Genomic DNA, 24,705 nt, shown 5'->3' with positions numbered 1-24,705 from the left:
TGTCAGAATTGTTTTCCATTTTCATCGTACTTCTTTATATCAAATGACCGATCGATACATGTCCGCGCCTCCGGAAGGCTTGCAAACACGCCATCATGCATCATCTGAACGGTTACATTGCCGATTGCAGTTGCCTCGGTGGGGCCTGCCGAAACTTTCTTTCCGGTATATTTTGCAGTCAATTCATTCAAATATCCGGCATTGGCACCTCCGCCCACTACGTAAATCGTGTCGTATGTATTGCCTGTGATTGCTTCGACCTCTTTCACGGTATCGCCATAGCATTTTGCAAGGCTGTTGTATATGACTGCTGCAATCTCTCCGATCGTGAGCGGAACCTGCTGGCCTGTTCTGCTGCAGAAATCCTGCACTGCCTTAATCATGCTCTCAGGTGCCAGGAAACAGTCGTCATTGCAGTCTACTATGGATGGAATCGTTTCTTTGGATGCCCTGTCGCAGATTTCAGCAAAGGACAGATCCTCTGCAAACTCTTTTTTTACTGACTGGATCATCCATAATCCCATAATGTTCTTTAGAAAGCGGAATCTGTGGTCATATCCGCCTTCGTTTGTAAAGTTGGCTTGCATGCTTTCCATCGAACAGTCTGCTTCTTTTCTTTCGATGCCCATCAGTGACCAGGTACCGGAGCTTATATAGATTGCATTATCATCGTTTGTCGGCACTGCCAGTACCGCTGAGCCGGTGTCATGAGTGGCAGGAAGTACGACTTTACAGTCAAAGCCAACTTCTTCTTGGATTTCTTTTGTAAAATTGCCAACCACAGTGCCCGGCATAGATACTGGACGGAACATTTTTGAATGATATCCCAGCATATCGATCATCTCGTAATCCCAGTCGTTTGTTGTAGGATTAATCAGCTGCCCCGTTGTGGCATTGGTGTATTCGTTCTTCTTAACACCGGTCAGCAGGAAATGGAAATAATCCGGAATCATAAGTATCGCCTCCGCCTGCTCCAGATGTTCCGGATGGCTCTCCTTCACCGCCATCAGCTGGTAAATGGTATTGAAGACCTGCTTTTGGATTCCTGTTCTTGCATACAATTCTTCCGGGGAGATCTTCTCATATACCTTCTTGTCTATCCCACTGGTACGGCTGTCACGGTATCCAACGGTATCTCCCAGAATCTGATCTTCTTTATCAAGCAGCACATAATCAACGCCCCAGGTATCAATCCCCATCGAAGCCGGGATCTTTCCGACCTCTTTACATTTTTTCAGCCCGTTTTTGATCTCATTGAATAAACGCTCTACATCCCAGCACAAGGTACCGTCCTTATTATCCATGCCATTCGGAAAGCGGTACACTTCCTCGAGCCGCATCCTGCCTTCGGCCATATATGCAAGCATATGGCGTCCGCTGGATGCCCCGATATCAACGGCCAAATAACATTTCTCCATGTTGTGCCTCCTTATATTTTCTTCATACTTTTTCAATTGTAAGTCTATTATAGTTGGTAACGGGGTACAAAAAAAGGACGCTATTTATTTATCACAGCGTCCTTATTTGCACTCCTTAAATTATTCTCATATACTCATTCTAAATCTATTAAATACCTTCTTCTGCAGCATTGCCGAAGAGCATGATTTATGGGCTGCACCTTGGTTATCATAACATTCCGCTGAACACCTTTTCAAAAATCTCATCCTGTTCCCGCAGATGAGTCACATATCCGACCGGAATCTTATTCTCTGTAACATCAATAATTGATTTAGCTCCCGCTTCTCCAAAAGCACCGCAGAGTTCAATGCAATCTATCCCTTCTTCATATAGCTTTTTTGATACTTCGCATGCTTCTTCCACACTTGATACGCCTATTGTCTGCACCGCTCCCTCGTGTATACTGGCACAATCTTTCAGTGAATCAAAATCCTCTCCCATAATGATAAATGCAAATCTCATAAGAATCCTCCTCTATACTACTGACTTTAATATTTTTTTCAACTAATTATACCATATTATGGAAAGAAAATATATGAATAGGGGCTAGTTGATTTTCATATCATGGGCGGGGTGGTTTATTTGTAACTTTGTACGGGCTATAGGCCGTGCATAGCAATGCTTTTCCCCCATCCTCTATATCGGACGGTATTGAAACCGCTCAAACCAAGCGTCTGTTTTTTCAGCAAACACCCCCACATAGCATCCGGTGAAGGTCATGGGCATACACTCTGTTGATAAAAGCTGTGTCCTCCCGCTGCCTGCCATTTGCAGATGATTCTCATCTCTTCCCGCAAGAAAACAATACTCCAGTTCATCAGATTCAATCCTCAGAAGCACTTTTCCCGGACCGTACAAAAATAAGGGCTGGCTCTCCGTCTGCATATCGCCCACCCTTTTATACAGAATTACACACCGTTTCCCCTCCCTGCATGATACAGCAAGATCATAATGGTGCTCATTCGTATGATAAACCGTTAATCCCGCACGCTCCTGCAGGCCCTGCGGTTCGGCATCCAGCCATACCTCAGCCCGCATACAAAAGTGTTGCTGCCTCCGCCCCACAAATGCAGGTGAACATAGTTCATCCAATGTCTCATCCCCACCGGCCAGCTTAAGGCTTCCCTTCCTGTCAGTAAGGCTGTACCGGCTCAGATCCGGGTTCCTCAAATAATTCCACACCTTAGGCAAGACAGAACCATAAAAGGAATCCGGATCCTCCAATCTGATCTCATAATCTTCCTCCGGAAGCCGCATGACCTCCATGTTTTTCAGAATCTTTTCCCCCTGATTCACCACAGGCCATCCGTTTTCGTCCCATGTAACAGGGGCAAGCATGGTTTCCCGGCCCAGATGATGGAGCATATACTGGCTTGTCCGAATCCCATGGAATACCATCCAGAAGTCCCCTTCTTTTGTATCGGTTACGTCCCCGTGCCCGATTGCCTGAAAATGATGCAGCATCGTATCACGGTGGGTCAGTATCGGGTTATGCGGACAGCTTTCTAACGGACCCCATGGGGAGGTTCCTCTTGAAATCGTAACCATATGACCGTACTCCGTTCCACCTTCCGCTGCCAGCAGGTAGTACCATCCCTCCCGCTTAAACATGTGGGGGCCCTCGGGATATTTGCCTCCGCTCCCTTCCCAGATGATCTTCGTATCGGAAAGCCTCTTCCCGGTATCGATATCCATCCGGCACTGCCCAATCGCTTGGCTGTCCGGCAGGTCATAGGTGCTTGTTAAATATACGCATTCGTCAGAGTCAAAGAACAGGGAAGGATCGATCCCGCCCTGCTCCATCCACATTGGGTCAGACCACTCTCCATAAATATCGTCTGTCCAGACAAAGAAATTTCCTCCATGGCTGAAGTTCGTGGCTGACACATAGAATCTGCCTTTATGGTGACGTATTGAAGGCGCCCATATGCCTCCGGAAGCCGGACACTTTTCCAGCAATGCCTGCGTTTTTCTGGTCAGAACATGCCCAATCTGTTCCCAGTGAACCAGATCCCGGCTGTGGAACAGAGGGATTCCTGGAAAGTATTCAAAGGAACTGGTCACCAGAAAGTAGTCTTCTTTCACCCGGCAAATGCTCGGGTCAGGGTAAAATCCCGGGATGATTGGATTCCGATAATGTATCATTGGCTTCCTCCTTTACACGCGCACCCACACCAGCATTTCGCCCGGCTCTCTGTTCCCCCAGAGGAAATAGGGTACCGCTTTTACTGTCACTTCGTTCTCCTGCCGTATATATGGCCGGTAGAGCCCCGCCGCCCATCCGTCTTCTTCCGTACGATATCCCTTTGCCGTAATTGCTGGTATGCCGCCGGGCAGTACAGTTTCAGCAATCTGCAGTCCACAGTCCGTATCTAACCGAATTGCCGAAAGATTGCTTCCGTTGTCTTCCTCTTCCAGACAGTACACAACCGGCCCTCTTTGAATTGCAGCCTTTCCGGCATCTGCCCGAACCTTTGGATTTGCCTGGATCAGTTCTGCGGCCATAAAGAACAGCAGATGTATCTCATCTCCCGCCCGGATGCCATTTTCAAGATATGCATACCCCTTTTCCACCCGGCATTCTACCTTTTTTCCATTCTGCCGTATTTCAAACTCACGGCACCATCCCGGGATCCGCACCCCAATCCTGCTGTCCGCATCCGGCACTGAACACAACGTAAGCCGGATATCACCGTCCCACGGATAATTGCCGTTCTGCCGTACGAAGAATTCACCATGGCCTGTTTTTATCCTTGCTTCCCCGGCTATATAGAGATGGACGTACAGCGTATGTTTTCCATAGGAATACACGTATTTTCCCAGAGAAGAGAGCAGTCTTGCGATATTAGGCGGACAGCACGCACAGCCAAACCATTTCTGGCGTTTTGTTTGCACATGCCTCCGGTCCGGATTCTTTTCATTAGCCAGAGGCCAGACTTCCTGCGGATTCACATAGAAGAAATGTCTTCCGTCACGCGACATGGAGCTTAGAACTACATTATATAATGCCTTTTCCATAACATCCCCATATATCCCGTCTGCCTCTATCATCTGCATTCGATGCGCAAAAAAGATCAATCCGATGGAGGCGCACGTCTCCGCATATGCTGTCTCATTGGGCAGGTCATAATCCGCGGTGAAAGCCTCTCCTGTCCGCGTGGAGCCTATCGCCCCGGTAATATACATCTGCCGTTCCACCACATTTTCCCAGAGCCGTCTGCATGACTGGTACATTTCCCTGCTGCCTGCGGCCCTTGCCACATCCGCCATTGCCGCATACATATACATTGCCCTGACTGCATGGCCTGCTGCCGAAGTCTGGTCATGCACAGGCAAATGTGACTGGTTATAAACCAGGTCAGGACTCTCCACCGGCAGGTTTGTCTTAAAGGAACATTTTTGGCGTAAATTCTCCCATTCCCATACGAAATAATTCGGTTCCCTGCCACGCTCCTCCAAAAAATAACAGCTTAGCTCCAGATACTCCCTGTTATCCGTCGCTTCATATAGTTTAACCAGCGCAAGTTCTATCTCCTGATGGCCCGGATACCCCTTCTGTCCCCCTTTCCTGAAATGTTCCGCAATATGATCCGCACATCTGCACATCACGTCCAGCAGCTTTCTCTTTCCTGTCGCTCTGTAATAGGCAGCCGCCGCCTCCATCATATGTCCGGCGCAATACATCTCATGGCATTCATACAGATTGGTCCATTCCTTTTCCTGATTCCCTATCGAAAAATAGGTATCCAGATACCCATTCTCCTGCTGGGCCGCGGCTATAAGATCAATCACCTCATCCATGACGGCTTCCAGCTCAGGCTCCGGAGCGCTCTCCAGACAGTATGACGCAGCCTCCAGCCATTTTGCCAGGTCGCTGTCCTGGAACACCTCCCCATAAAAACAGCCTTTGTCCATGCCTGCTGCAATTTTAAAATTCCGAACCGCATGGCTTCGCTCAACGTCCGGCACCCGGTCGTTCAGAATCTCCCACTGATAGGGAATCACCGTATCCCTTACTAATTCCATATACTGTGACCAGAAAGTATCCTGAATCTGTACCTCTTTTATTTCTGCCGGTCTGCATATTTCCAGCCGTTCCATATTCCGCCTCCTTTTTCATACATTAATTTGCAGCTTGCTGCAAACCCGTCCCACAGGGGCATGCATTACGGGGTGCCCTTTGCTCAGAATAAATATTCTAAATGAACCACTGCATTCTTTTTAAATTCTATATCGGCTCCATTTTCGTCTTTATCATACAGCTTCCCGTCAACCCGCATCTCCTTGTAGCCCACCGGGAAAGAAACATAAATCACCTGGTCTTCCATACTAAATATTTCAACCTCCGCTTTTCCGGCATCCATATCCCAGCTCATCTTCTCAATCTTAGCAAATGTATAAAGCCACATTCCTTCCAGATTTCCTTTGCTTAAATCCCCGGGAACTGCAGGCAGCAGCTTTATAAAACCTTCATCGGAATATACCAGCATTTCCAGGACAATTGCCGGCATAGCCCCCAGCAGGTCCGGACAGAATACCCGGTATGGATAGTGCACAGTGTTCAATGTACGTGTTACGTAGCCGTGCTCCATCAGGGTACGGAGGTTATGCATGGCATCCGGCAGATCGCCCAGCCTTACCGCCGTAAAATACCGATGGATGACGCCATGGGCAGAATCATCCTGATGCCCCCGTTTCCGGTTGGAAAGGATAAACGGCTTTACAAGCTCCGGCGTTTTCTCCGGTGAGACAGCCCTCCCCGGCCAGATATCATAATGGTGGGAGACGTGCCTGTGATCATAGTTTTCCCCTGAATACTTGAAGGACCACTCCTTAATCGCCCCGTCCTCATCCATCAGATAGTCCGGCAGCCTGCCCCTGAGCGCTTTCCATTTCGGAAGATCCGGTTCGTCCAGGCCAAGAACCTCACACGCCTCCATCAGGTTATCCAGTACCTCTCTGCATACCATCACATCCATCAGCGAATTCACATTCATTGCATAGACGTCCTTCGGGAAGGGTACGTGATAATCATTCATAGAAGGATCTTCCGGCGAATAACTCGGATAGAACATTACCTTTCCATTTTCATCCACATCAGAGAGATAGTCTTCATAAAATAATGCGATTTCCTTCAGTCCCGGGACAATACGTTCACGCAGGAATTCTTTGTCACCTGTCACCAGATAGTGCCCCCAGAACTCGTTATATATCCATCCCAGACATGCGGTCCAGCAGTAATGTGGATATACAATTGAAAACTGATAGAACTTACCTGAATTATAATCACAGTGAATGTTTCCAAGTACACCCCTCGCTCCGTAGAAACGCTCTGCATTCAGGCGGAAGTCATCGAATTTGTCCTCGTAGAATTTGAAATATGTATCCATGATTTCAGGCAGCCCTGTCATGTTCCCGGAACACACCTGCAGGTTGGTATTAATATTATGCTGGAACAGGGACGGCGGATCATCTCCGGTGTCCGTTATCATAAAGAAACGTCCCATATCGTACAGCTTTTCCAGCATCATAGCACTTAACTCACCGCCGCCGTGCTGTTCGTTGAGCAGTTCCTCTGCCGCCATAGCCCAATCCCCGTCAAGCCGTATCACGGAGCGTTCCATCAAAGGCTCCAGATATGCCCGGTTTGCCGCCAGCATATCTTCATAGGAATCCTGGATTTGGTTCACTTCCTCCAGCACCTGCTCTGCCAGAGAATGGCGGTATGCTTCTTCATATTTTACGGTCCGGGAAATAATGGTGATCTCCTTTGCTCCCTCCACCTGCAGATAACCGCCCTCTCTGCAGGACACCTTTCCATCCGTGCGGATCACAGAACAGCAGCAGTACCCACGTTCACCGAACTGCGGGTCATATGCCAATGATACCGTGCAGCTTTCGGGCGTTGTCTTGATTTCCACATCGCTGCCTTCTATCCGATACATATCGTTATAGGTAACAAGCACAAACTGGTCGAAATGGTCGGGAAGATCGTACCCCCCCCGGTGCAACAAAGCGTATGTTCATATCAAACTGCTCTTTATTCAGGCGCTCTGTTTTTTGCACAACCGCCTCTTTATCAAAGGAAACGAAAGACCTGCGGAGAACGCCTCCTTTTTCGTCCTGTATGCGCACCACTGCTTCTCCCAACATCATATCAAGATACCGCAGATAATCGCAGCGCTCCTTTCCTTCTTCGATTTCGGTCAGCAGCTCAATCACCGAATGGAGACGCGGATGCAGGCGCGGAAATTCAACGCCAAAGGGGCGGCTGTCTATCCACTGATCATACCCCGCTGCTTTCGTTGCTTCGTCCATCACCCTTGCAGCCTCTTCAAACTTCCCCTGTTTCAGATAATTTCTCGCTTCCGGGATCGCATAAGCCACATCCGGCGGCTCTGGAGTGTCCTTCCAGCGCATATCCATGATCCTTTCACGGCGGTAAATTACGCGTTCATGATAAGGGTCCCCCACAATATCAATTCTCTGCCTCCCGTTTGCAGTCACCAGAACATCTTCATCCGCCTTAGCCGGATACAGGCTGCTCACACTTTTATAAGGGAGAAGCTCTCGTCTTTTTTCAATTCCCATGGGTGGATATTTCAGGGCAAATTCCACTGCTTTCATACCATAACTGCTCATAAAATCCTCCTTGTCCTCTCTTCATATGATTCAGAATTTCCTCTCGTGCCTGCCGGCGTCCGATGCCGGATGGATCGCTAGGTTTTATGAACAGATTATACGTCCCGCAGGGCTGATGGTAAATGGAATATCATAGACTGAGGGAGGGAATATTTTGAACGTATCGGCCCACTGCGCTAAGGCCCACTTTTTCCGGCAGTCTCAAGCTTTATCTTCAGCCGCCCGTTTCGTCCGCAATATCCTTTTGCATCTGCGACTTATACACGATTGGACTGACTCCATACTGCTGTTTAAACACTTTACTGAAGTAATACTGATCACTGAACCCCAGCATCTCTGCAATATCCTTCACCCGTATGTTCTCGTATTCCTCCAGCATCATTTTTGCTTCATTGATTTTAAGCCTGTTATAATAACTGATCGGGGTATCACTGTAATATACTTTAAACAGCCTGCAGATATAGGACGGCGAGATATCAAAATAATCCGCTATTTCCTGCAGAGATAAGTTCTTATACAGATTCGCCTGCATATATTCGGCCAATTTGTACGCAGCCTCCATCGATACTCCGCTTTTGTCCTCTTTTGAGGCCGACATAAATTCGCCGTACCCCTGCAGGCATTCTTCCAGTTCCCCGTACCTTCTGCAGTCATTCAGTATCTGATCCGCCAACGTACCCGGCTCATCCGCCAGTTCTCCATTCCCGCCTGCTGCCGCGAACATTTCATCCAGCAGCGCCAAAAGGAATTTCCGCAGTACCACCACGGTATAATGCTTTTCTTCCCAGGAAAGAATATTCTTATGGATTTCTTTGTGGTAATCATCTGCAGCCTTATTTTTCAGAATCCATTCTATTTTCCTGCGGAATACTTCGATCTCCTCTTTCTGCCGGATATAGCGCTCTCTCACCTCCGTATACTTCTCATCCTCAAAGACTTTGCTGCAGTCCAGCATCACCATTCTTCCCAGCCGGTTAGAGAGATGCGTATACTGCATATGAAGCTGGGTAATATCCGTAAGACAGCCCGAACAGATAATATTAACGCGTGTATACTTCTTCCGCAGTTCCGATAAAAGTAAATTATTTAACAGCATAATCCTCTTTGGGGAACTCCTTTCCAGATTAAACATCAAGATTTTTTCACTGTTCAGTCTGGTGTTTGCTGTCCGAACATCCGGCCCCGCCTTGTTCTCTGTCATGATTTCTTTGACCAGTTCCTTTGATAAGGGCGCCGCATACTGCTGAAAAAGCCCTACCCGTACCAAAGAGAGCATGTAACGTCCCGGGAATCCGCTCTCCTCTGCTCCAATGCCTTCCTGAATCATCTTTTGCAGGGCGGATTCTTCCTCCTCTACCTTTTTGCTGTCCGCCTTCATGGTCAGCTTCTTTAAAATCACTGCAAACTCCCCTGCATCCACAGGCTTCATGATATAGTCGTCTACCTGCAGCATCAGAGCCTCGTGGGTAAAGGTAAAGTCTGCATATCCACTGATAATAACGCTTTTAACCCCCGGATAAAGCGCCTTGGCCTTCTGGATGAGTGTCAGCCCGTCTATGACCGGCATTTTGATGTCCGTAAAGATGATATCCGGCTCAAAGTCTTTTAAAAGCTCCAGAGCAGTTTCCCCGTCATATGCCGTTTTAATAACGGAATCATAGCCCGCTTCATTTATGAGATGGACAATGTCTCTTAAGATGACTTTGCTGTCCTCCGCAACAAGAAACTTATACATGTTTCATCCCTCCCCCTGTGCAAAGGGGTCAGACCCCTTTTGTTAGTATTTGCGTTTTCCATAACTTATTAGACACTACTCATCCTCAGATATGAATCTGCCGCCCAGACAGACTGCAGCGCCTTCTGCCGGAGAATTATTCTTGATACTGAATTCAAAATCTCCCGCAAAAAAGATTCTCAGCCGAAGGAGTGTGTTCAGAATCCCCAATCCTCCCATGCCTGGTTCCCCCTCAGGGCTGTCTTCCATATTGATGACCAGGCTTTCTTCTTTCATCCTGTTTTCGATCTCTTTAATTTTATCCCTTGAAAATCCTCTCCCATTGTCTCTGACCTCAACTCTCCATTTCCCGTCGCTGGCGATTGCCGTTACACAGATATGATAGGGCGGCTTTTGTCCCTCAAAAGCATGCTGTATGGCATTTTCTACAAATGGAAGTATACAAAGCCTGGGGATCAGGATGGAACGCGCCTCCTCCTGCACCTCAATCTGATATTGCAGGAAATCTTCATAGTACTGCTTCTGAAGTGCAAGATAATTTGTAATGTATTGTATCTCCTCTCCAAGTGTTACCGTATGTGCATTGGAATTCACCGTATAGCGCAGCATGTCCGAAAGCTGTTTGCACATGGCCTGTGCGTCCTCTGTGCGGCCTTCTCTTGCAGAGATGCTGATCGAATACAGAACATTATGGATAAAATGCGGGGAAATCTGCGCCTGCAGGGCAGAAAGCCTCGCCCCTGCCTCCGCCTTATTGGACTCGATTTCTCTGAAAGCCGCTAATTTCAGATCATCCAATATCTTCTGGAACGCATCTTTAAGCTCGATAATTTCATTATTAGAGACATCCTCCAGATTCAGCCCCATATTCTCATAGGTAACCTTCAATACGCTGTTGCGCAGTTCCTGGAGAGGCTTTACCAGCATCCGCGAAAATACAACTACCATCAGAATTGCAGCAGCCGTCACGCACACAAAAAAGATAATTGTAGTATGCTGCAGTAATTTCATTGAGGAATATATCGTATCTTTTGGATACTGTATATAAGTCGTGATCCCCGAATAATCTGATGAGGCATAAAAGTACATATGGTTTTCCAGGCTAAATACACCGCTTTTATTCTTTTGTGCCAAATTTCTTTTTAATAAACCGCTCTCCTCTGCAGAAACGGAACTGGACGGATATACGATATCGTCTTTATCATTCAAAAGAAATACATTGCCTATATGGTTAATGTTGCAGATTTCATCCAGCTTCTTATAATCTGACTGCACCTCAATATAACCATATCTGTTGGCGCTTACATCAAAGACCGCACGGATAAATGATATCGTTGCACCCTGTTCATCCGGGGCGCCGCTGTCATGATCCGCATAGATAACAAGCTCCTTCCTCCCCAGTTTTTCTCCATTATCCTCCATTGTAAGGGCAGATTCAAAATTGCTTTTGTGCTGGTTGTATATATAAGAAAAAGAACCATCCTGACTGTAAAGATATACATTGACATGAGGAAAAGAGGTCAGCGTAATCGCATTGGAAACAATGGCTGCGATTTCTCGGTTCCTCTTTAATTCCTCATAGTCCGACAGTGCTTTGGGATTGTTTTTCACCTCCCGCATAATCTGCAGAAGTCCCGGATTTGAGATCAGTTTTTTCGTAATATCATCCATTTTTTCGATATAGGTGTCTACATTTTCGGATATTTTTATGCATAGCTGCATATCATTATGGGCTGACTCTTCTTCCATCTGTTTAAAGATGTGCATTCGGATAAACAGGCTGAAAGATGCTGCTGCAAATAAGATAATAACAGAAAATACGACATATAGTTTTGTCCTGAACTTAAAATTCATACTGATCTCTCTCCTCCTGGTCTGCATGACTGTTCCTCCTTTATTATCCCAAATAACACTGAAAAGTCAAACATCAGCCTTTTACCGCTCCTTCTGTCAGACCGCTGATAAATTGCTTCTGCATAAACAAAAACAGCAGGATCACCGGCAGCGCCGCTAGTGTCAGGTCTGCAAACACCAGATTCCAGTTACTCCCCCCATACATTCCGAAAAACTGATACACAGAAAGGGGCAGCGTCCTCTTTGCCGGGTCGTTTAAGAAGTAAAGCGGAATATTGATTTCATTCCATATTCCTGTGAACAGAAGAATCAATACGGTGATATTACATGATTTCAGGAGCGGAAGTATGATATAGAAATACGTCTGCAGTGTGGATGCCCCCTCGATAAATGCGGATTCATCCAGCACCCCCGGAATCCCCCGTATAAATCCGGTGTACAGAAAACAGCTGAAGGGGATGTTGATCGCCGTATATAAAATGATAACATTCAGATAACCGCCATAGATATCCAGCACCGTAAATAAACGAATCGTAGGCATAATCTGCATCGGGATAATCGTGCCGATAAAGAAAAAATAATACAAGAATCTGGAAAACCTGGTCTTTCGCCGGGCAAGAATAAAGGATGCCAGTGAGCTTGTGAATATTGTGATCACGGTGGAAGCTATGGTGATCAGAATACTGTTCTTAAATGCCAGCAGTAATTTCCCCTGTTCAAAGACGGTTTTAAAATTTTCCACCAGCCATTGCTCCGGAAGTGTCAGATCAAACGCTGTTACTTCTGCCGAATTCTTAAAAGCCCCCAGCAGCATAATCAGAAGCGGAATCACAATAACCAAAGAAATCAGAATCAGCACGATCTGCAGAAGTACCTTCGTTATTTTCTCTTTTTTTCTGCCATACATTATTCCTCCACCTCCCTTTTCCGCATATTATATAGCACCGGAATACAGATAATCGAGACGAAAACCGCCAGCGTAACATTCAATGCGGTGCCCAGCCCCCATTGGCCTCTTCCAAACTTAGAGAACACTTCCAGTGCAATTACCTGAGACGCATTTCCGGGTCCTCCGTTCGTAAGTGCATAAGGCTCGCTGAATACCTTAAGCCCCCCGATCAGGCTTAACAGCATATTAATATTAAATGCAGGGGCCAGCATCGGAAACGTAATATTCGTAAACCTCTGCAGGGCGCTGGCCCCGTCTATCTTCGCCGCTTCATAATAAGACGCCGGTATTGCCTGCAGGCCGGCGAGATAAACAACCATATGATACCCGCTCCACTGCCAGATTGACACCCCCGCTATGGAGACCATCACGATCCTGGTATCCACCAGCCATTCCTGCTGCAGGGCCTGAAGGCCCACATGCCCCAGAAATTCATTCAGAATTCCGTTAGGATGTAAAATGGGCACAAACACAAGCCCAATGATGATCGTAGAGATCACGCATGGCAGAAAGAAAATCACCCGGAAATATCCGCGCAGTTTTGTCTTTGTGTTTACCGCCAGCGCCAGCAGAAGCCCATTGACATTTTTCCCGATCACCACAATAATGGCGTATACGAAGGTATTATATATGGCATGTTTCAGTTCACCGCTTTGAAAAATCGTCTTATAATTCTCAAGCCCCACAAAACTGATGGTATCCTTCCCTATCGTCCAGTCTGTCAGGGAATAGTATATTCCGTAGATGCTGGGTACCACAAAAAAGATTCCAAATATCAGCAGTGCCGGCAGGATTAGCAGATATGTATATAAGTGTCTGGTCCGTCGCATTGTGATGCCCCTTGCCTTTCTATCATGATTATATCGAAGGAAATTAAGAAGAAAGGCACCGCCCAGTCTGACAGAAGCCCGCCTTTCATACGCTCCTTCCGGACTGTCCGGTGCCTTATATTCGTTTTTCGGTTTAGAAATTTTCTATGCCTTTTGACTTCATCAGTTCTTCAAAAGTAGCATCCCAGGAAGAAAGCACTTCTTCCGGTGTCTTCGCTCCCGCAAACATATCCTGGAAATATACCCAGAGATCGTTTAAGTCAACCTTCATATAGGCATTCATTTCCAATACTGTCTTCCCTGTCTTATTGTATTCTTCATATAAACGTCCTTCAAATTCGTCAAATTCAGGTTCCTTGGCACCTTTTACGTTCGGAACAAAAGAGGCTGCCTTCTGAGCCGTATCGCATTGCTCGGGCTGTGCCATGAAGTTCAGAAACTTCTTTGCCTCCTCGATATGCTTTGCATCTTTTGGAATAAAGAACTCTGCATCCAGCTGGCTGATGGTAAGATATTCGTCCTCCCCCTCATATACAGGATAGGGGAACATATCAAACTGAATATCCGGATAAGCATTCAGTAAATCCCTTACCGTGGTATTTGAGCCCACTGTCATGGCATAATCGCCGCTGCTCATTGCCGCCGGTATGCTGTTGTAATCGTCGGAAAGTACCGTGCTCTGCATATATCCGTCTTTATACAGATCATATGCTTTCTCCAGGCTCTCCCTGAATGCGGGTACCTCGTCCCAGCCAATCTCGTTAGCATTCAGGCGGTCCCACAGATCCGGCTCAGATTTGGCTGCATAATAACCCCAGGTTGAGGTCGTCCACATCTGGAATGTCCACACATCTTTAAATGGCCCGTAAAACGGCGTAATTCCCTGTGCTTTTAAATTTTCGCAGGCTGCCAGAAATTCCTCATATGTCTTGGGAATTTGCACCCCTTTTTCCTCAAACAGATCTTTGTTATATACAACCCCCATGCCGCCGGTCTTCACTGCAAATGCAAACCCATAGATCTTCCCGTCCGGTGCCGTCAGGATTTCTTTGTCTGCAAGGTTCTCCACGAACGGCTCGTCCGATAAATCAACACAATTTTTCGCAACTTCCAGTTCATTCTCTGCGGAAACCTTATTGTAACAAACTAAATCTGACGGCTGTCCTGAAGCCAGCTTTGTTTGAATGATCGATGTGTTCTGCGCATCCGGGTTCAGCACCAGCTCTACCTTGATCTCCGGATATTGTTCCTCAAAGGCCGCTATATTTTCTTCGCTGAAAGCATATGGGATATTATTTACGATCTCCTGGCTTGCCTCCACGGTCAGGGTGACGCTTTCTGCCTTCTTATTCCCACTGCTCTCTTTTCCCTCATCCGAAGAACTGCCGGCCGAAGAACCGCAGCCTGCGGTTATAAGGGACACTGCCAGAAGCATTCCGGCAACCTTCATTAACTTTTTCTTCATAACTCTTTCCTCCTTATAAAAAATCTGTTTTTTCGAAGTACATTCATATTCCGCGGAACTTTCATTTACATTATGTTTATTTTAGCTTTCGTTTGTAAATAAGTAAATGGAATTAAATGAACGGCAGGATTAATAATATTGAACAATTGACCGAAAAAAATTTTTAAAAAAATACAGAACGACGCAGTTTGCACTTCTTATATTTGTTTAAATCTTATAGAATACACCTAATATCCGGAAACACATAAGGCACTTTGACCATAAAAAATTTGATGCTGCCATACATACAAATCAATTGCAGCAGTTAATTAAACTTAAAAACAGCATAATTACGTAAATAAAATAGAAATAAATTTTAAGAGAAAGGAGGTGTGACATGAGTACGATATATAACGCAGAACTCGTCGGGCAGGTTTTTAATATTCAGAGGTATTCTACACATGACGGCCCGGGGGTACGTACAACAGTTTTCTTAAAGGGATGTCCCCTTCGCTGTTATTGGTGTCAGAATCCGGAATCGCAGAGCCTGAAACCAGTGCTAATGGTCAAAAAGGACCGGTGCACGGGATGCGGCCGATGTGTGCAGGCCTGTCCGCAGAAAGCAGTCTATTTTACAGATGGCGCTGTCGTAACAGACCGTTCACTCTGTACTGTATGCGGAAGTTGTGTCGATGCATGTTTCAACAAAGCCCGCTCAGTAGCAGGCGAACCAATGACCGTGAAACAGGTCATCGATAAGGTCAGGAGAGATTACAACTTATTTTGTAATTCCGGGGGCGGCATGACAATTTCAGGCGGAGCCTGTGAAATGCAGCCGGATTTTACAATCAATCTTTTAAAGGCCGCTCATGATGAAGGCATACGTACTGCTGTAGAAATGGAAGGGGCGTTCCCCTGGGAAACGGTAAGGGCGATTGCAGAACATTGTGATTTTATCATGTATGATTTGAAACATATGGACAAGGATCAACACATGATGGGGACGAGAGTTTCAAACGAAAGAATCTTAGAAAATGCAAAGCGTCTTGTAAAGATGGGAAAAAAGCTGAAATTCCGTACACCGCTGATCCCCGGCTTCAATGATTCTCCGGAATCAGTTGCAGCAATTGCCCATTTCATTAGGGATGAGCTTGGACTTAGCCCGGGAGAATGCCATGAACTCTTAGGATATAACAATCTTGGCGAAGACAAATATGACCGTCTTGATATGCCGGGAATCTGGCCGAAAAATAAACGTCAGTCAGAGGAATATCTGGCCGAATTAAATGCAATACGTGAATCTATTTAAACGCGTGATTCCATTCAGTTTCTATTTGCCAGATCGAAAGGGCCCTTGGTCAGGTAAGAATATAGATATTAATGTTCAATATGAGAAAGGTGGAAATGAAATGACAAAAGTTACCTATAAGCAATATCATGAAAAAACTCGTGGTGAAACTATTTGGGAAAGATTAAATCCTCTGCGCTATACACAGACAATGTCTATGGCACGCGCCCAGCTTCTTGCAGACGCCTATGAAGAATACGCCGGATATTCATTTTATCGTAAACGTGGATATTCCATTGCAAAAATACTGAAAGATATCCCAATTTATATTGATGATGAGCAGTTATTAGTTGGTGATTTCAGTGCTAAGCCAATGGGGCCTGAGTGGTTCCCGGACCTGGCTGCCACATGGGTCAGTGATTATGTCGATAAATATGGGTGGAAGGGAAGCGGAAAATTCTTTGCATTCGAAAGCCCTGAACAGGCGCAGCAGGCAAAAGACATCGCCCATAAGTTCCAAAATGCGGGCGGTAAAGAAATGTGGTATAAGTATCTTGGTGAAGAGGAGGTCGCTTTTGCAGAGAGTGTCGGTGAGCAGGGTGCGTGGGTCTGCAACTTCCTATCAGAGGTGTATGCTGAAAAGGCATGGAATGTACCGGATATATCAAGAATCGTATCAAAGGGTGTTAAAGGACTAATTGCCGATATTGATGAGCAGCTTGAAAAACTTGTGATCTTAACAGATGAGGATTACCGTGCTCATGAGTTCTGGCTAGGACTTAAGTTAATGCTGGAAGGAAGTATTGAATATGCACATCGTTATGCAGCACTTGCTTCAGAAAAAGCGGCAGCGGAGAAAGATCCGATTCGTAAGGCAGAACTTGAGGAAATTGCAAGGGTGTGCATGCGGGTTCCGGAGTATCCGGCAGAAACATTCCAGGAGGCTCTTCAGTCATTCTATTTTGGAATCCTGATGATCTTCTATGATACCCGTACATATGGAATGGGCTTTGGCCGTGTTGACCAGTTCTTATATCCCTGCTTCCAATCAGATATTGAAACAGGCTACATCGATGAAGAATATGCCACACAGCTTCTCGAATGCTTCCGGTGCAAGGTCATGGGCAAGCGCCAGTTTTGGCCGGATCTCATGACACCAAACTTAAGTTCAGAGTCACATTTCCATAATTGTATCCTTGGTGGTGTTGATCCGATCACAGGACGCGACGCAACAAACCGTTTATCTTATCTGTGGCTTGATGCTGCTGAGCGCGTTCATACACCGCACCCAACCCTTTCCGTCCGCTACCATGCAAACATTGACAGAAAATTCATGGAACGTGCGCTGGAAATTGTAGCACTTGGCATGGGATTCCCGGCATTTATGGGTGATGATAACAGTATTCAGTATCTGCTCAGCCGTGGGTACACGGTACAGGAAGCCCGCGATTATGCCATCGGCGGATGTGTGCTTCATGGGGTTCTCGGTAAGACCAGCTCTGTATGGCCAATTGTAATCAACTGTGGCAAGATGCTTGAATATGCACTCCGTAACGGTTATGATGTCCGCATGAATAAGCAGCTCGGGCCTAAAACAGGTGATTTCTTTCAGATGAAGACATATGAAGAGTTTATTGAAGCATACAAGGCACAGTGGGCATACTGGGGGGATTATTCTGCAAGCAGTAACCGCCAATGCCGTATCCAGCATGTAGAATCCTTCCCGGATATTATGATGTCTGCATTTACAGATGACTGTATCAAGCGTGGTAAAGTAACCAGCCTGGGCGGTGCGGTTCATAATGATAATACACAGTATATCGTTCCGGTAGGCGTTCAGGACTTCGGCAATGTGGCTTATGTTCTTAAAAATTATATCTTCTGTGAGGATCCTATCTGCAGCAAAGAAGAATTAATGGCAGCTATTGATGCAAACTGGGAAGGTTATGAAGAGCTTCATGCAAAATTGTCTGCTCTTCCTAAATATGGCAATGATATCGCTGAAGTTGACGACCTTGTAGATGAAGGTTACAGAATCATTGAAGATGTATGGTATCAGATTCCTTCCGCATTTGGGCACCATTTTGAAGTCGCGCCTCATTCCCTTGGATTCCATGCAGGAACGGGAGCTAAGACTGGAGCTCTTCCGGATGGACGCTGCGCATGGGAAGCTATGTCAGATGGTGCTGTATCTCCCAAACAGGGAACGGATTGCGAAGGCCCGGCGGCTGTTATTGCATCAGCGGGCCGCGTAGACCATACCGAGTTATATGGTGTGCTGTTCAATATGAGGTTTACTCCTGAGTCTCTAAAGACTATGGAAGGCCGTGAACAACTGCATGCTCTGATTCGAACTTACTTACATGACCTAGGCGGTAAGCACATTCAGTTCAATGTGATCAGCAATGAAATTATGAAGGACGCCAAACAGCATCCGGAAAATTATACAGATCTGATCGTTCGTGTAGCAGGTTACAGTGCGTACTGGACAGACCTTACCGATACAATTCACGATGAATTGATTCTTCGATCAGAACAGGAATTCTCCTTATAGGCTGCCATTTAAATAAACCGAAAAAATCAACAGCCAGTGCCTTTCGGCGTATATATGCCGGCAGGTACTGGGCTTCAAAAAGTCTGGCTGTTGGTGTAAAATATAAGTATACAGTTCCCTTACAAATATTATATACCCAATGTGCACCCCCGTATTGCATACCCCTGCAGGGCGGGTTCGCAGCAAGCTGCAAAATAATGGGCGCAGAAGTTTGTGAGGGGTATGGTTGTATAGGAAAATGAACTTCATTTTCCTAAAGTGAAACTATTTATTGTATTCGAGTTGAAAATGACCCGAAAAACAGATAGCTTTGCAGTACTTCATAAGGGTTCGTTTTTATACTTGTATGAGAGTGAGGTTTAAGTATGAGCACGGGGAATATATTAGAGGAAATTATACCCAGGCATATTTTAGAAATGCTGACAGTTGTTGAGTTAAAAAAGAAAGTTGTTTTTATTCCTTTAGAGGAGCAGAAAGATATTGAATTGTATTATATATTAGAGGGTAAAGTTTCGTGCTTTACTGTGGACTTTAACGGACGGGAATTCTTAGTCGATTCATTAGGGCCCGGAGAATTTATAGGAAAATTCTCCCAAATGCGCAATATGAATTTTAACTGCGGCGTCCGGACAGCCACCGACTGTAAGCTGCTGAGGCTTACCCCCTGCAAAAAGGAGCTGTTAAGTGACAAGAACTTTTCCCTGTATTTCTATTTGAAGACATCGGACCGTGTGTACGAAATGTACAAGCTGGCGATGCTCCGTATGCTGTTCCCTTCGAATGAGGTACTGGCCTACTGGATTTTAAAACTAGCGAAAGATGGAACTAATATTGAAGAAAAAGCTGAGAGTATCTGCCTGCAGACGAATATCAGCAAGCGGCAGTTCTTCTATTGTATTAAAAATTTTTGTGATGAAGGGCTGATTGAAAAATCCGGAAAACAAATTAATATTTTAGACAAAGAAGGCTTAAAGGAAATCGCGGGTAATGTGTATTTATTTATGAATGAAAATATAAAGGAGGATCCGGTATGATAAAATCCAAACCGGTTAATTTAGTAAAACAATTTGTTTGTTATATATTTGGCTTATTTCTAATCTCTATAGGCGTAAATTTTTCCAAGATGTCAAATCTGGGAATTACTCCGGTAAGTTCCATTCCCCGGGCATGTGAACAGATCTGGGGATTTACCCTTGGTGTTACAACAATGATTATTTATATATTGTTAGTTGTTCTGCAGCTCATTATCCTGCGGAAACGCTTTAAAGTAACAAACGCACTGGGTATTATTGTTACATTCATTTTTAGCTGGCTGATAGACTTTACAGGCACTGACCCAAATGCCTTCGGCCATCTGCTGCTCAACTTCCCACGCCCTCAGAATTACCCCATGCAGCTTTTGTATCTGGCAATCAGCCTGGTCATCAGCGCCCTTGGTGTTTTTATATACCTGCGTCCCCAGTGGCCTCCTATGCCGGCGGAGGGCTTTGCCGGAGCCATAGCAACGGTTACAGGAAAACCTTTTGGAAACTGTAAGTCTATCGCAGACACTTCTATGGTTGTGATCGCTATCATCCTGCAGATCGCATTTTTAGGAGGCCTTAGCTCTTTTATCGGCGACGGAGTCGTTGTACGTGAAGGGACGGTCATTGCGGCCATTGCTATCGGACAGATTGTGAAACTTCTGACCAAGCCTTTTGGGAAACCGCTTACCGACTGGCTACATAAAGGCGACGATGAAATAGAAACAAAAGCTGTGGCTGCCAGCAAATAACTGAATACAGCCGTTGGCTTTTCCACTGTAAAAGGCCCGGCAGATTCATTTCCTGTTCCAACTAGCTGATTAGTTCTCACCATAATGATAGCGGCAGGCTAATATATATACATTTTCTTCATCTATCTTATATATTAGCCTGTTTTTGTCATTCATACGTCTGCTCCAAAATTCTGTCAAATTTCCTGTCAATGGCTCTGGTTTCCCGACGCCTTCTTTTTCATTACGAGATCTAGCTTCTATTATCAGTTAACTGCGGATCTTCCCGAAGGGCCAATGCTTTATATATTACGTTGTAATAGCGCAGCCAGCGTCCGGTTCCCATAAAAATATTCCTCTGTAACCCCGCATTCTCCAAGTTCCCTCGGATGCGCCGCTCCTTTTTTCTGATCCGCATGGTAATCCGATCCGCCCGACATAATGGCTACCCGATCCGCATAATTCTCCCGGATATAAGCCTCCGCCTCGCTCTTGGTCAAAACGCCTTCATAGCTGGTCTTGTCATAGGTATAACAGGCCTCAATTCCATCCAGTCCTGCCTCTACGAGCCGGTCGATATACGCTTTCCTTGTCATGATAGTTCCGTCTGTTTCGGGCTGTTCCGCAATAAGCAGTGGGTGTGCCAATATCGCAATCCCACCCGCACGATGCACCTCCCGGATCAATGCAGCAGGATCCGGCTTCTTCCTCTTTATCTGGTATCCCGGCGTATTTCTTACCATAAGCTTAGCCTGCTTCCAGTCCTTTGCATAGCCTTTCCTTGCCATCTGTTCAAATATCATCTTCTTCAGGACATGCGCCTCACTCACCGGGTGCCCTCCGTTATCGAGAACTTCCTCCCAGGTAATATGCATCCCGTCCTCCCGGAGACGTTTCAGCAGTTTCTGATATCCCTCGCTTCTGGATCTGGAAAGTTCCCGCTCTAGCTCTGCAAACCATGCATCCTCCCATCTGCAGCCAAGACAGACTATATGCACGTCCTCCACATCTGTCTCGCAGGAAATCTCGGTGCCCAACAGCAGCTTTACTCCTAACGTTTCGGCAAGTTCCAGGAGATCAGTTTGATGTCCATCCTCATCCATATATCTCTGCTCCGGAACGGCATCGTGGTCTGTCAGGGCCAGCACCCGGACTCCCAGGGCGGCAGCGCGGCAGATCACCTCCGGCGGGGTATCTGCTCCATCTGAACGTGTCGTATGCGTATGAAGATCGCAGGCATAATTACATTTTTCCATAGCGGCCTCTTTTCCTTTCTTACAATAAATATATTCTTTCATAAAAACAGCTTTTTACCATTAAGAAAAGCAGGGACCTTCATCCCCGCCTATTGTCTCTCGCGGTATTCCTTAGGGCTCATACCGTACTTTTCCTTAAATTTCCGGTAAAAATAACTGGTATTGTCATAGCCTACAGACTCTATAATATCAGCAACCGGCAGTGTCGTACTGGACAGCAGGTAGGCGGCCTGGCTCATGCGCCGCGCCTGCAGGAGTTCTTTATAGTTTCTGCCTGTGCGTCTCTTGATCTCCCGGCTCAGCCAATACACATCGTAACCAAGCATTTCCGCCAGCTCAGACAGTGTTCCGTTCCGGTAGTGCTCCTCCACATAGTTCAGCACAACTCCAGTCAGTTCCTTGTCAAACTGCCTGCTGCCCGTCTCCATCTTATCCATGTAATTCAGAAGCTGAAGAAATAACAGTCCCATGGTAATCTGGTTGCAGCTGCGTTTATTCGACAGGTCATAGAAAATGGTCCACACCATGTTCTCCACCAGATTCTGGATAGGAAGCACGTCCGCCACATGAAAATACAGATAAGAGGTTTTCTCATTTTTACCACAGAGCGTCCCCACCAGAAACTCCTTCAGCATATTGTCCTCTTCTTCCATCATGGAAAACGCCATATTAAAAAATTCAGGAAGAATGATAAAATTAACTGCAATATCTTCTTTTCCCGCCGGCAGTATCTCCTGCACTGCGTTCTGATTGAGGAACAGCAGGTCACCCTGCTCAAGAACCACCCGGTTTCCATCCACAATATGCGTGGTAGTCCCCTGGCACATATAGATCACTTCCACATAATTATGCCTGTGTTTTGGGAAATTTACAAAACGGGTGTGCGGTCTGACCTGGATCAGCTTCCCCTTTTTCAAAAGCTTCTCACAGTCCACGATCAGTTCCTTCTTCTCCGTATAAAGGTGCTGGTCGATTCCCTCTCTTCCGTCCAATATCATCTGTTCTTCTTCCGTGATCACAGACAATTCTCTGATCAATTCCGGATGCATACACTCACCTTTTCCATTTCTGTACGCTGACTTCTGTACTCTTTTTGCCGTACTCCTATTGCTGTTCTGCAATCTCTGCCGCCAGTTCCATGTATTCTGCGGCGCTCCGGCTGCTTTTCTTGTATGCCATGATCGGCGCATTGTTATCCTGTGACCACTCGATAGCGCTGTCCACACGGATATATGTATCAAAAACCTTTACCTGTTCCAGTTCCCTGAGTGTCTCCAGGGTTTGCTTAAAATAATTTTTCCTTGTATCAACCTTTGTAATCACAATGCCGCCCAGCTGCAGATCCGGGGCGATCTGCTTTACCTCTTCCAGAAACTCAAACATATTGCCAAGTCCGAAGAGCCCCCACGGTGTTGATTCCACCGGAATGATTACCTGGTCAGAAGCACAGAGTATATTCATCACCCAGCCGCCCAGTGTCGGCGGCGCATCGATCAGTATATAATCGTACACGTCAGTCTCCCTGACAGACGCCAAACATTTTCTCAGGATATACTCTCTCTGCCACTTTGTAAACAGTTCATACTCAATGGAACTCATCAGCGTAGAAGACGGAATAAGATCCAGTCCTTCATAGGGGGAATGCACGATATAGCTGCACAGATCATCCTGCCGCCTGATTCCCTCATACAAATTCTTTTCCCCCTGGGCAAATTCCAATACCTGCTCCTCATCAAACAGGGAGAGTGACAGGTTCAGCTGCATATCCCCATCGATCAGCAGCACCTTCTTTCCCAGCTGGGTGAGCCCGTATCCTACATTGGAACAGGTCGTGGATTTTCCGCTGCCCCCTTTATTATTTGCAAAACATATGACTTTTGTCTTTCCCATCTTTGCGCCTCCGTATCATTGGCCCGAAACCGAACCCTGCCTCTTTCTGTAGCCCAGTATATCATAGTTTACGGTTCTGTAAAACTCTGATTTCATATCCTCATAACTCATATCCTGCCTCGCCATGAGCCACATGGCCTTCGTGATGGTCTCCTCCAGGGTCATGTCATAGGTCTCGAGCAGGTCCAGATCCTGTTTCACTTTTTTCCCTACTTCATACACCATCATATCGCTGCCCTCTTTTACAACCTGTGTTGCAACAATGGCCAGCTTCCCCTGTGTCCCGCAGTCCCTCATAACTTTGTAAAATTTATCCACCAGGTACTCCGGTATGCCGCCAACGCCGAAACTTTCGATTACAATACACCGGTACCGGGCAAACAGACAGTCCAGAATCTCCGGATCTATACCGGGGATCAGCTTCAGCACATAGATGCTGTCCTCCATCTCATGAAAGAACTTTACCCCGCCATGATATTCCAGCGGCGGTATATAACGGATCACTTCCTGTTCCCGGATCACTGCGGGATAGGGAAAGTTAATGCTGGAAAAAGCATTGTAGCTCTTTGCCCGTTCCTTTTTGGCCCTGGTTCCTACGATCACTTTTCCGTCAAAAACGATATTAACATCTCTCGAGCCCTCATCTGCTGCATAGATAAAACTGTCCAGAAGATTGTTTCTGGCATCCGTGTTTTCCTCGTCAATAGGTTTCTGCGCCCCGGTAATTACAACCGGCTTTTCGGAATTCTGGATCATATACGACAGCGCAGCCGCAGTGTAAGCCAGCGTATCCGTTCCATGGCATATCACAAACCCGTCATAATCTTTATAATGCTCTTCTACCGCCCGGCTCATCATTTTCCAGTGTGCAGGGGTTACATTGGTGCTGTCCACATTGCATACCTGATGCGTATACACTTCGCATACATCCTTTACATCAGGAATAAACCTGACCAGTTCCTCAGGCGTTATCGCAGGCGTCAGTCCGCCCTCCGTATGTTTGCACGCAATGGTGCCGCCGGTCCCCAGCATTAAAATCCGTTTCAATACAC

At 46.2% G+C, this 24,705-nt stretch carries 20 protein-coding genes; 4 read left to right on the top strand and 16 right to left on the bottom strand.

Features of this window, described 5'->3' with window-relative positions; genetic code table 11:
• Positions 1-2: 2 nt before the first annotated feature.
• The 11 genes from rhaB to ARB69_RS11935 all read right to left on the bottom strand — a co-directional run bounded on the left by rhaB (position 3) and on the right by ARB69_RS11935 (position 14,933).
• The gene (gene rhaB / locus ARB69_RS11985; RefSeq protein ID WP_055153311.1) at positions 3-1,418 is read right to left on the bottom strand and encodes a rhamnulokinase; all 1,416 of its coding nucleotides are present in this window, start codon (positions 1,416-1,418) and stop codon (positions 3-5) included.
• A gap of 208 nt (positions 1,419-1,626) precedes the next feature.
• Positions 1,627-1,920, bottom strand: a complete 294-nt coding sequence (locus ARB69_RS11980; protein WP_055153309.1) for a DUF6506 family protein — start codon at positions 1,918-1,920, stop codon at positions 1,627-1,629.
• Between the two features lie 174 nt (positions 1,921-2,094).
• Positions 2,095-3,603 carry a glycoside hydrolase family 43 protein gene (locus tag ARB69_RS11975; protein WP_070102407.1) on the bottom strand — a complete coding sequence of 503 codons (1,509 nt, stop codon included), beginning with the start codon at positions 3,601-3,603 and terminating at the stop codon, positions 2,095-2,097.
• A gap of 12 nt (positions 3,604-3,615) precedes the next feature.
• Entirely contained in the window at positions 3,616-5,559 is a 1,944-nt protein-coding gene (locus ARB69_RS11970) for a glycoside hydrolase family 127 protein (protein ID WP_055153307.1), read from the bottom strand.
• Positions 5,560-5,642: 83 nt separating this feature from the next.
• The gene (locus ARB69_RS11965; RefSeq protein ID WP_157355628.1) at positions 5,643-7,379 is read right to left on the bottom strand and encodes a glycosyl hydrolase family 95 catalytic domain-containing protein; all 1,737 of its coding nucleotides are present in this window, start codon (positions 7,377-7,379) and stop codon (positions 5,643-5,645) included.
• Between the two features lie 28 nt (positions 7,380-7,407).
• The gene (locus tag ARB69_RS11960; RefSeq protein WP_055153303.1) at positions 7,408-8,100 is read right to left on the bottom strand and encodes a glycoside hydrolase N-terminal domain-containing protein; all 693 of its coding nucleotides are present in this window, start codon (positions 8,098-8,100) and stop codon (positions 7,408-7,410) included.
• Between the two features lie 214 nt (positions 8,101-8,314).
• Positions 8,315-9,835: a response regulator transcription factor gene (locus ARB69_RS11955; protein WP_055153301.1), complete on the bottom strand. Its 1,521-nt coding sequence runs from the start codon at positions 9,833-9,835 to the stop codon at positions 8,315-8,317.
• A gap of 75 nt (positions 9,836-9,910) precedes the next feature.
• Positions 9,911-11,716 (bottom strand): cache domain-containing sensor histidine kinase, encoded by a 1,806-nt coding sequence (locus ARB69_RS11950; protein WP_055153299.1) that lies wholly within the window; start codon positions 11,714-11,716, stop codon positions 9,911-9,913.
• Positions 11,717-11,762: 46 nt separating this feature from the next.
• Positions 11,763-12,596 (bottom strand): carbohydrate ABC transporter permease, encoded by an 834-nt coding sequence (locus ARB69_RS11945; protein ID WP_055153298.1) that lies wholly within the window; start codon positions 12,594-12,596, stop codon positions 11,763-11,765.
• Complete coding sequence (locus ARB69_RS11940; RefSeq protein ID WP_055153296.1) at positions 12,596-13,468, bottom strand: carbohydrate ABC transporter permease; 873 nt, start codon at positions 13,466-13,468, stop codon at positions 12,596-12,598. The genes ARB69_RS11945 and ARB69_RS11940 overlap by 1 nt, the downstream gene beginning before the upstream one ends.
• Before the next feature lie 133 nt (positions 13,469-13,601).
• Complete coding sequence (locus ARB69_RS11935; RefSeq protein ID WP_055153294.1) at positions 13,602-14,933, bottom strand: ABC transporter substrate-binding protein; 1,332 nt, start codon at positions 14,931-14,933, stop codon at positions 13,602-13,604.
• Positions 14,934-15,309: 376 nt separating this feature from the next.
• On the opposite strand from ARB69_RS11935, the gene ARB69_RS11930 reads away from it, so the two are divergent.
• The 4 genes from ARB69_RS11930 (at position 15,310) to ARB69_RS11915 (ending at position 20,528) form a co-directional block, all read left to right on the top strand.
• The gene (locus ARB69_RS11930) at positions 15,310-16,221 is read left to right on the top strand and encodes a glycyl-radical enzyme activating protein (protein WP_055153292.1); all 912 of its coding nucleotides are present in this window, start codon (positions 15,310-15,312) and stop codon (positions 16,219-16,221) included.
• A gap of 100 nt (positions 16,222-16,321) precedes the next feature.
• Positions 16,322-18,754: a pyruvate formate lyase family protein gene (locus ARB69_RS11925; protein WP_055153290.1), complete on the top strand. Its 2,433-nt coding sequence runs from the start codon at positions 16,322-16,324 to the stop codon at positions 18,752-18,754.
• Between the two features lie 365 nt (positions 18,755-19,119).
• A complete protein-coding gene (locus ARB69_RS11920; RefSeq protein ID WP_050640144.1) occupies positions 19,120-19,788 on the top strand; it encodes a Crp/Fnr family transcriptional regulator in 669 nt (222 codons plus the stop codon).
• Positions 19,785-20,528, top strand: coding sequence for a YczE/YyaS/YitT family protein (locus tag ARB69_RS11915; RefSeq protein ID WP_055153288.1), 744 nt, complete (start codon positions 19,785-19,787; stop codon positions 20,526-20,528). The genes ARB69_RS11920 and ARB69_RS11915 overlap by 4 nt, the downstream gene beginning before the upstream one ends.
• A gap of 69 nt (positions 20,529-20,597) precedes the next feature.
• On the opposite strand, the gene ARB69_RS28260 is transcribed toward ARB69_RS11915, so the two are convergent.
• The 5 genes from ARB69_RS28260 to ARB69_RS11895 all read right to left on the bottom strand — a co-directional run bounded on the left by ARB69_RS28260 (position 20,598) and on the right by ARB69_RS11895 (position 24,700).
• Entirely contained in the window at positions 20,598-20,771 is a 174-nt protein-coding gene (locus ARB69_RS28260) for a Txe/YoeB family addiction module toxin (RefSeq protein ID WP_276508103.1), read from the bottom strand.
• Positions 20,772-20,809: 38 nt separating this feature from the next.
• On the bottom strand, positions 20,810-21,763 hold the full coding sequence (locus ARB69_RS11910; RefSeq protein WP_055153346.1) for a PHP domain-containing protein: 954 nt from the start codon (positions 21,761-21,763) through the stop codon (positions 20,810-20,812).
• A gap of 89 nt (positions 21,764-21,852) precedes the next feature.
• Positions 21,853-22,812, bottom strand: coding sequence for an AraC family transcriptional regulator (locus ARB69_RS11905; protein WP_055153344.1), 960 nt, complete (start codon positions 22,810-22,812; stop codon positions 21,853-21,855).
• A gap of 55 nt (positions 22,813-22,867) precedes the next feature.
• Positions 22,868-23,653, bottom strand: coding sequence for a ParA family protein (locus ARB69_RS11900; RefSeq protein WP_050640146.1), 786 nt, complete (start codon positions 23,651-23,653; stop codon positions 22,868-22,870).
• A 15-nt stretch (positions 23,654-23,668) separates the two neighbouring features.
• Entirely contained in the window at positions 23,669-24,700 is a 1,032-nt protein-coding gene (locus ARB69_RS11895) for an asparaginase (protein WP_055153286.1), read from the bottom strand.
• Positions 24,701-24,705: the final 5 nt, after the last annotated feature.

The organism is Faecalicatena contorta (assembly GCF_001404335.1).
In the GTDB taxonomy this organism is placed as follows: Bacteria; Bacillota; Clostridia; order Lachnospirales; family Lachnospiraceae; genus Faecalicatena; species Faecalicatena contortus_B.
The sequence above is the reverse complement of the archived record's forward strand: the minus strand, read 5'-3'. Positions and strand labels throughout refer to the sequence as shown.

Excerpts from the sequence above, each read along its gene's own strand:
- rhaB (WP_055153311.1), bottom strand. The coding sequence starts at position 1,418 with ATGGAGAAATGTTATTTGGCCGTTGATATCGGGGCATCCAGCGGACGC.
- ARB69_RS11980 (WP_055153309.1), bottom strand. The coding sequence starts at position 1,920 with ATGAGATTTGCATTTATCATTATGGGAGAGGATTTTGATTCACTGAAA.
- ARB69_RS11975 (WP_070102407.1), bottom strand. The coding sequence starts at position 3,603 with ATGATACATTATCGGAATCCAATCATCCCGGGATTTTACCCTGACCCG.
- ARB69_RS11970 (WP_055153307.1), bottom strand. The coding sequence starts at position 5,559 with ATGGAACGGCTGGAAATATGCAGACCGGCAGAAATAAAAGAGGTACAG.
- ARB69_RS11960 (WP_055153303.1), bottom strand. The coding sequence starts at position 8,100 with ATGAGCAGTTATGGTATGAAAGCAGTGGAATTTGCCCTGAAATATCCA.
- ARB69_RS11955 (WP_055153301.1), bottom strand. The coding sequence starts at position 9,835 with ATGTATAAGTTTCTTGTTGCGGAGGACAGCAAAGTCATCTTAAGAGAC.
- ARB69_RS11950 (WP_055153299.1), bottom strand. The coding sequence starts at position 11,716 with ATGCAGACCAGGAGGAGAGAGATCAGTATGAATTTTAAGTTCAGGACA.
- ARB69_RS11945 (WP_055153298.1), bottom strand. The coding sequence starts at position 12,596 with ATGTATGGCAGAAAAAAAGAGAAAATAACGAAGGTACTTCTGCAGATC.
- ARB69_RS11940 (WP_055153296.1), bottom strand. The coding sequence starts at position 13,468 with ATGCGACGGACCAGACACTTATATACATATCTGCTAATCCTGCCGGCA.
- ARB69_RS11935 (WP_055153294.1), bottom strand. The coding sequence starts at position 14,933 with ATGAAGAAAAAGTTAATGAAGGTTGCCGGAATGCTTCTGGCAGTGTCC.
- ARB69_RS11930 (WP_055153292.1), top strand. The coding sequence starts at position 15,310 with ATGAGTACGATATATAACGCAGAACTCGTCGGGCAGGTTTTTAATATT.
- ARB69_RS11925 (WP_055153290.1), top strand. The coding sequence starts at position 16,322 with ATGACAAAAGTTACCTATAAGCAATATCATGAAAAAACTCGTGGTGAA.
- ARB69_RS11920 (WP_050640144.1), top strand. The coding sequence starts at position 19,120 with ATGAGCACGGGGAATATATTAGAGGAAATTATACCCAGGCATATTTTA.
- ARB69_RS11915 (WP_055153288.1), top strand. The coding sequence starts at position 19,785 with ATGATAAAATCCAAACCGGTTAATTTAGTAAAACAATTTGTTTGTTAT.
- ARB69_RS11910 (WP_055153346.1), bottom strand. The coding sequence starts at position 21,763 with ATGGAAAAATGTAATTATGCCTGCGATCTTCATACGCATACGACACGT.
- ARB69_RS11905 (WP_055153344.1), bottom strand. The coding sequence starts at position 22,812 with ATGCATCCGGAATTGATCAGAGAATTGTCTGTGATCACGGAAGAAGAA.
- ARB69_RS11900 (WP_050640146.1), bottom strand. The coding sequence starts at position 23,653 with ATGGGAAAGACAAAAGTCATATGTTTTGCAAATAATAAAGGGGGCAGC.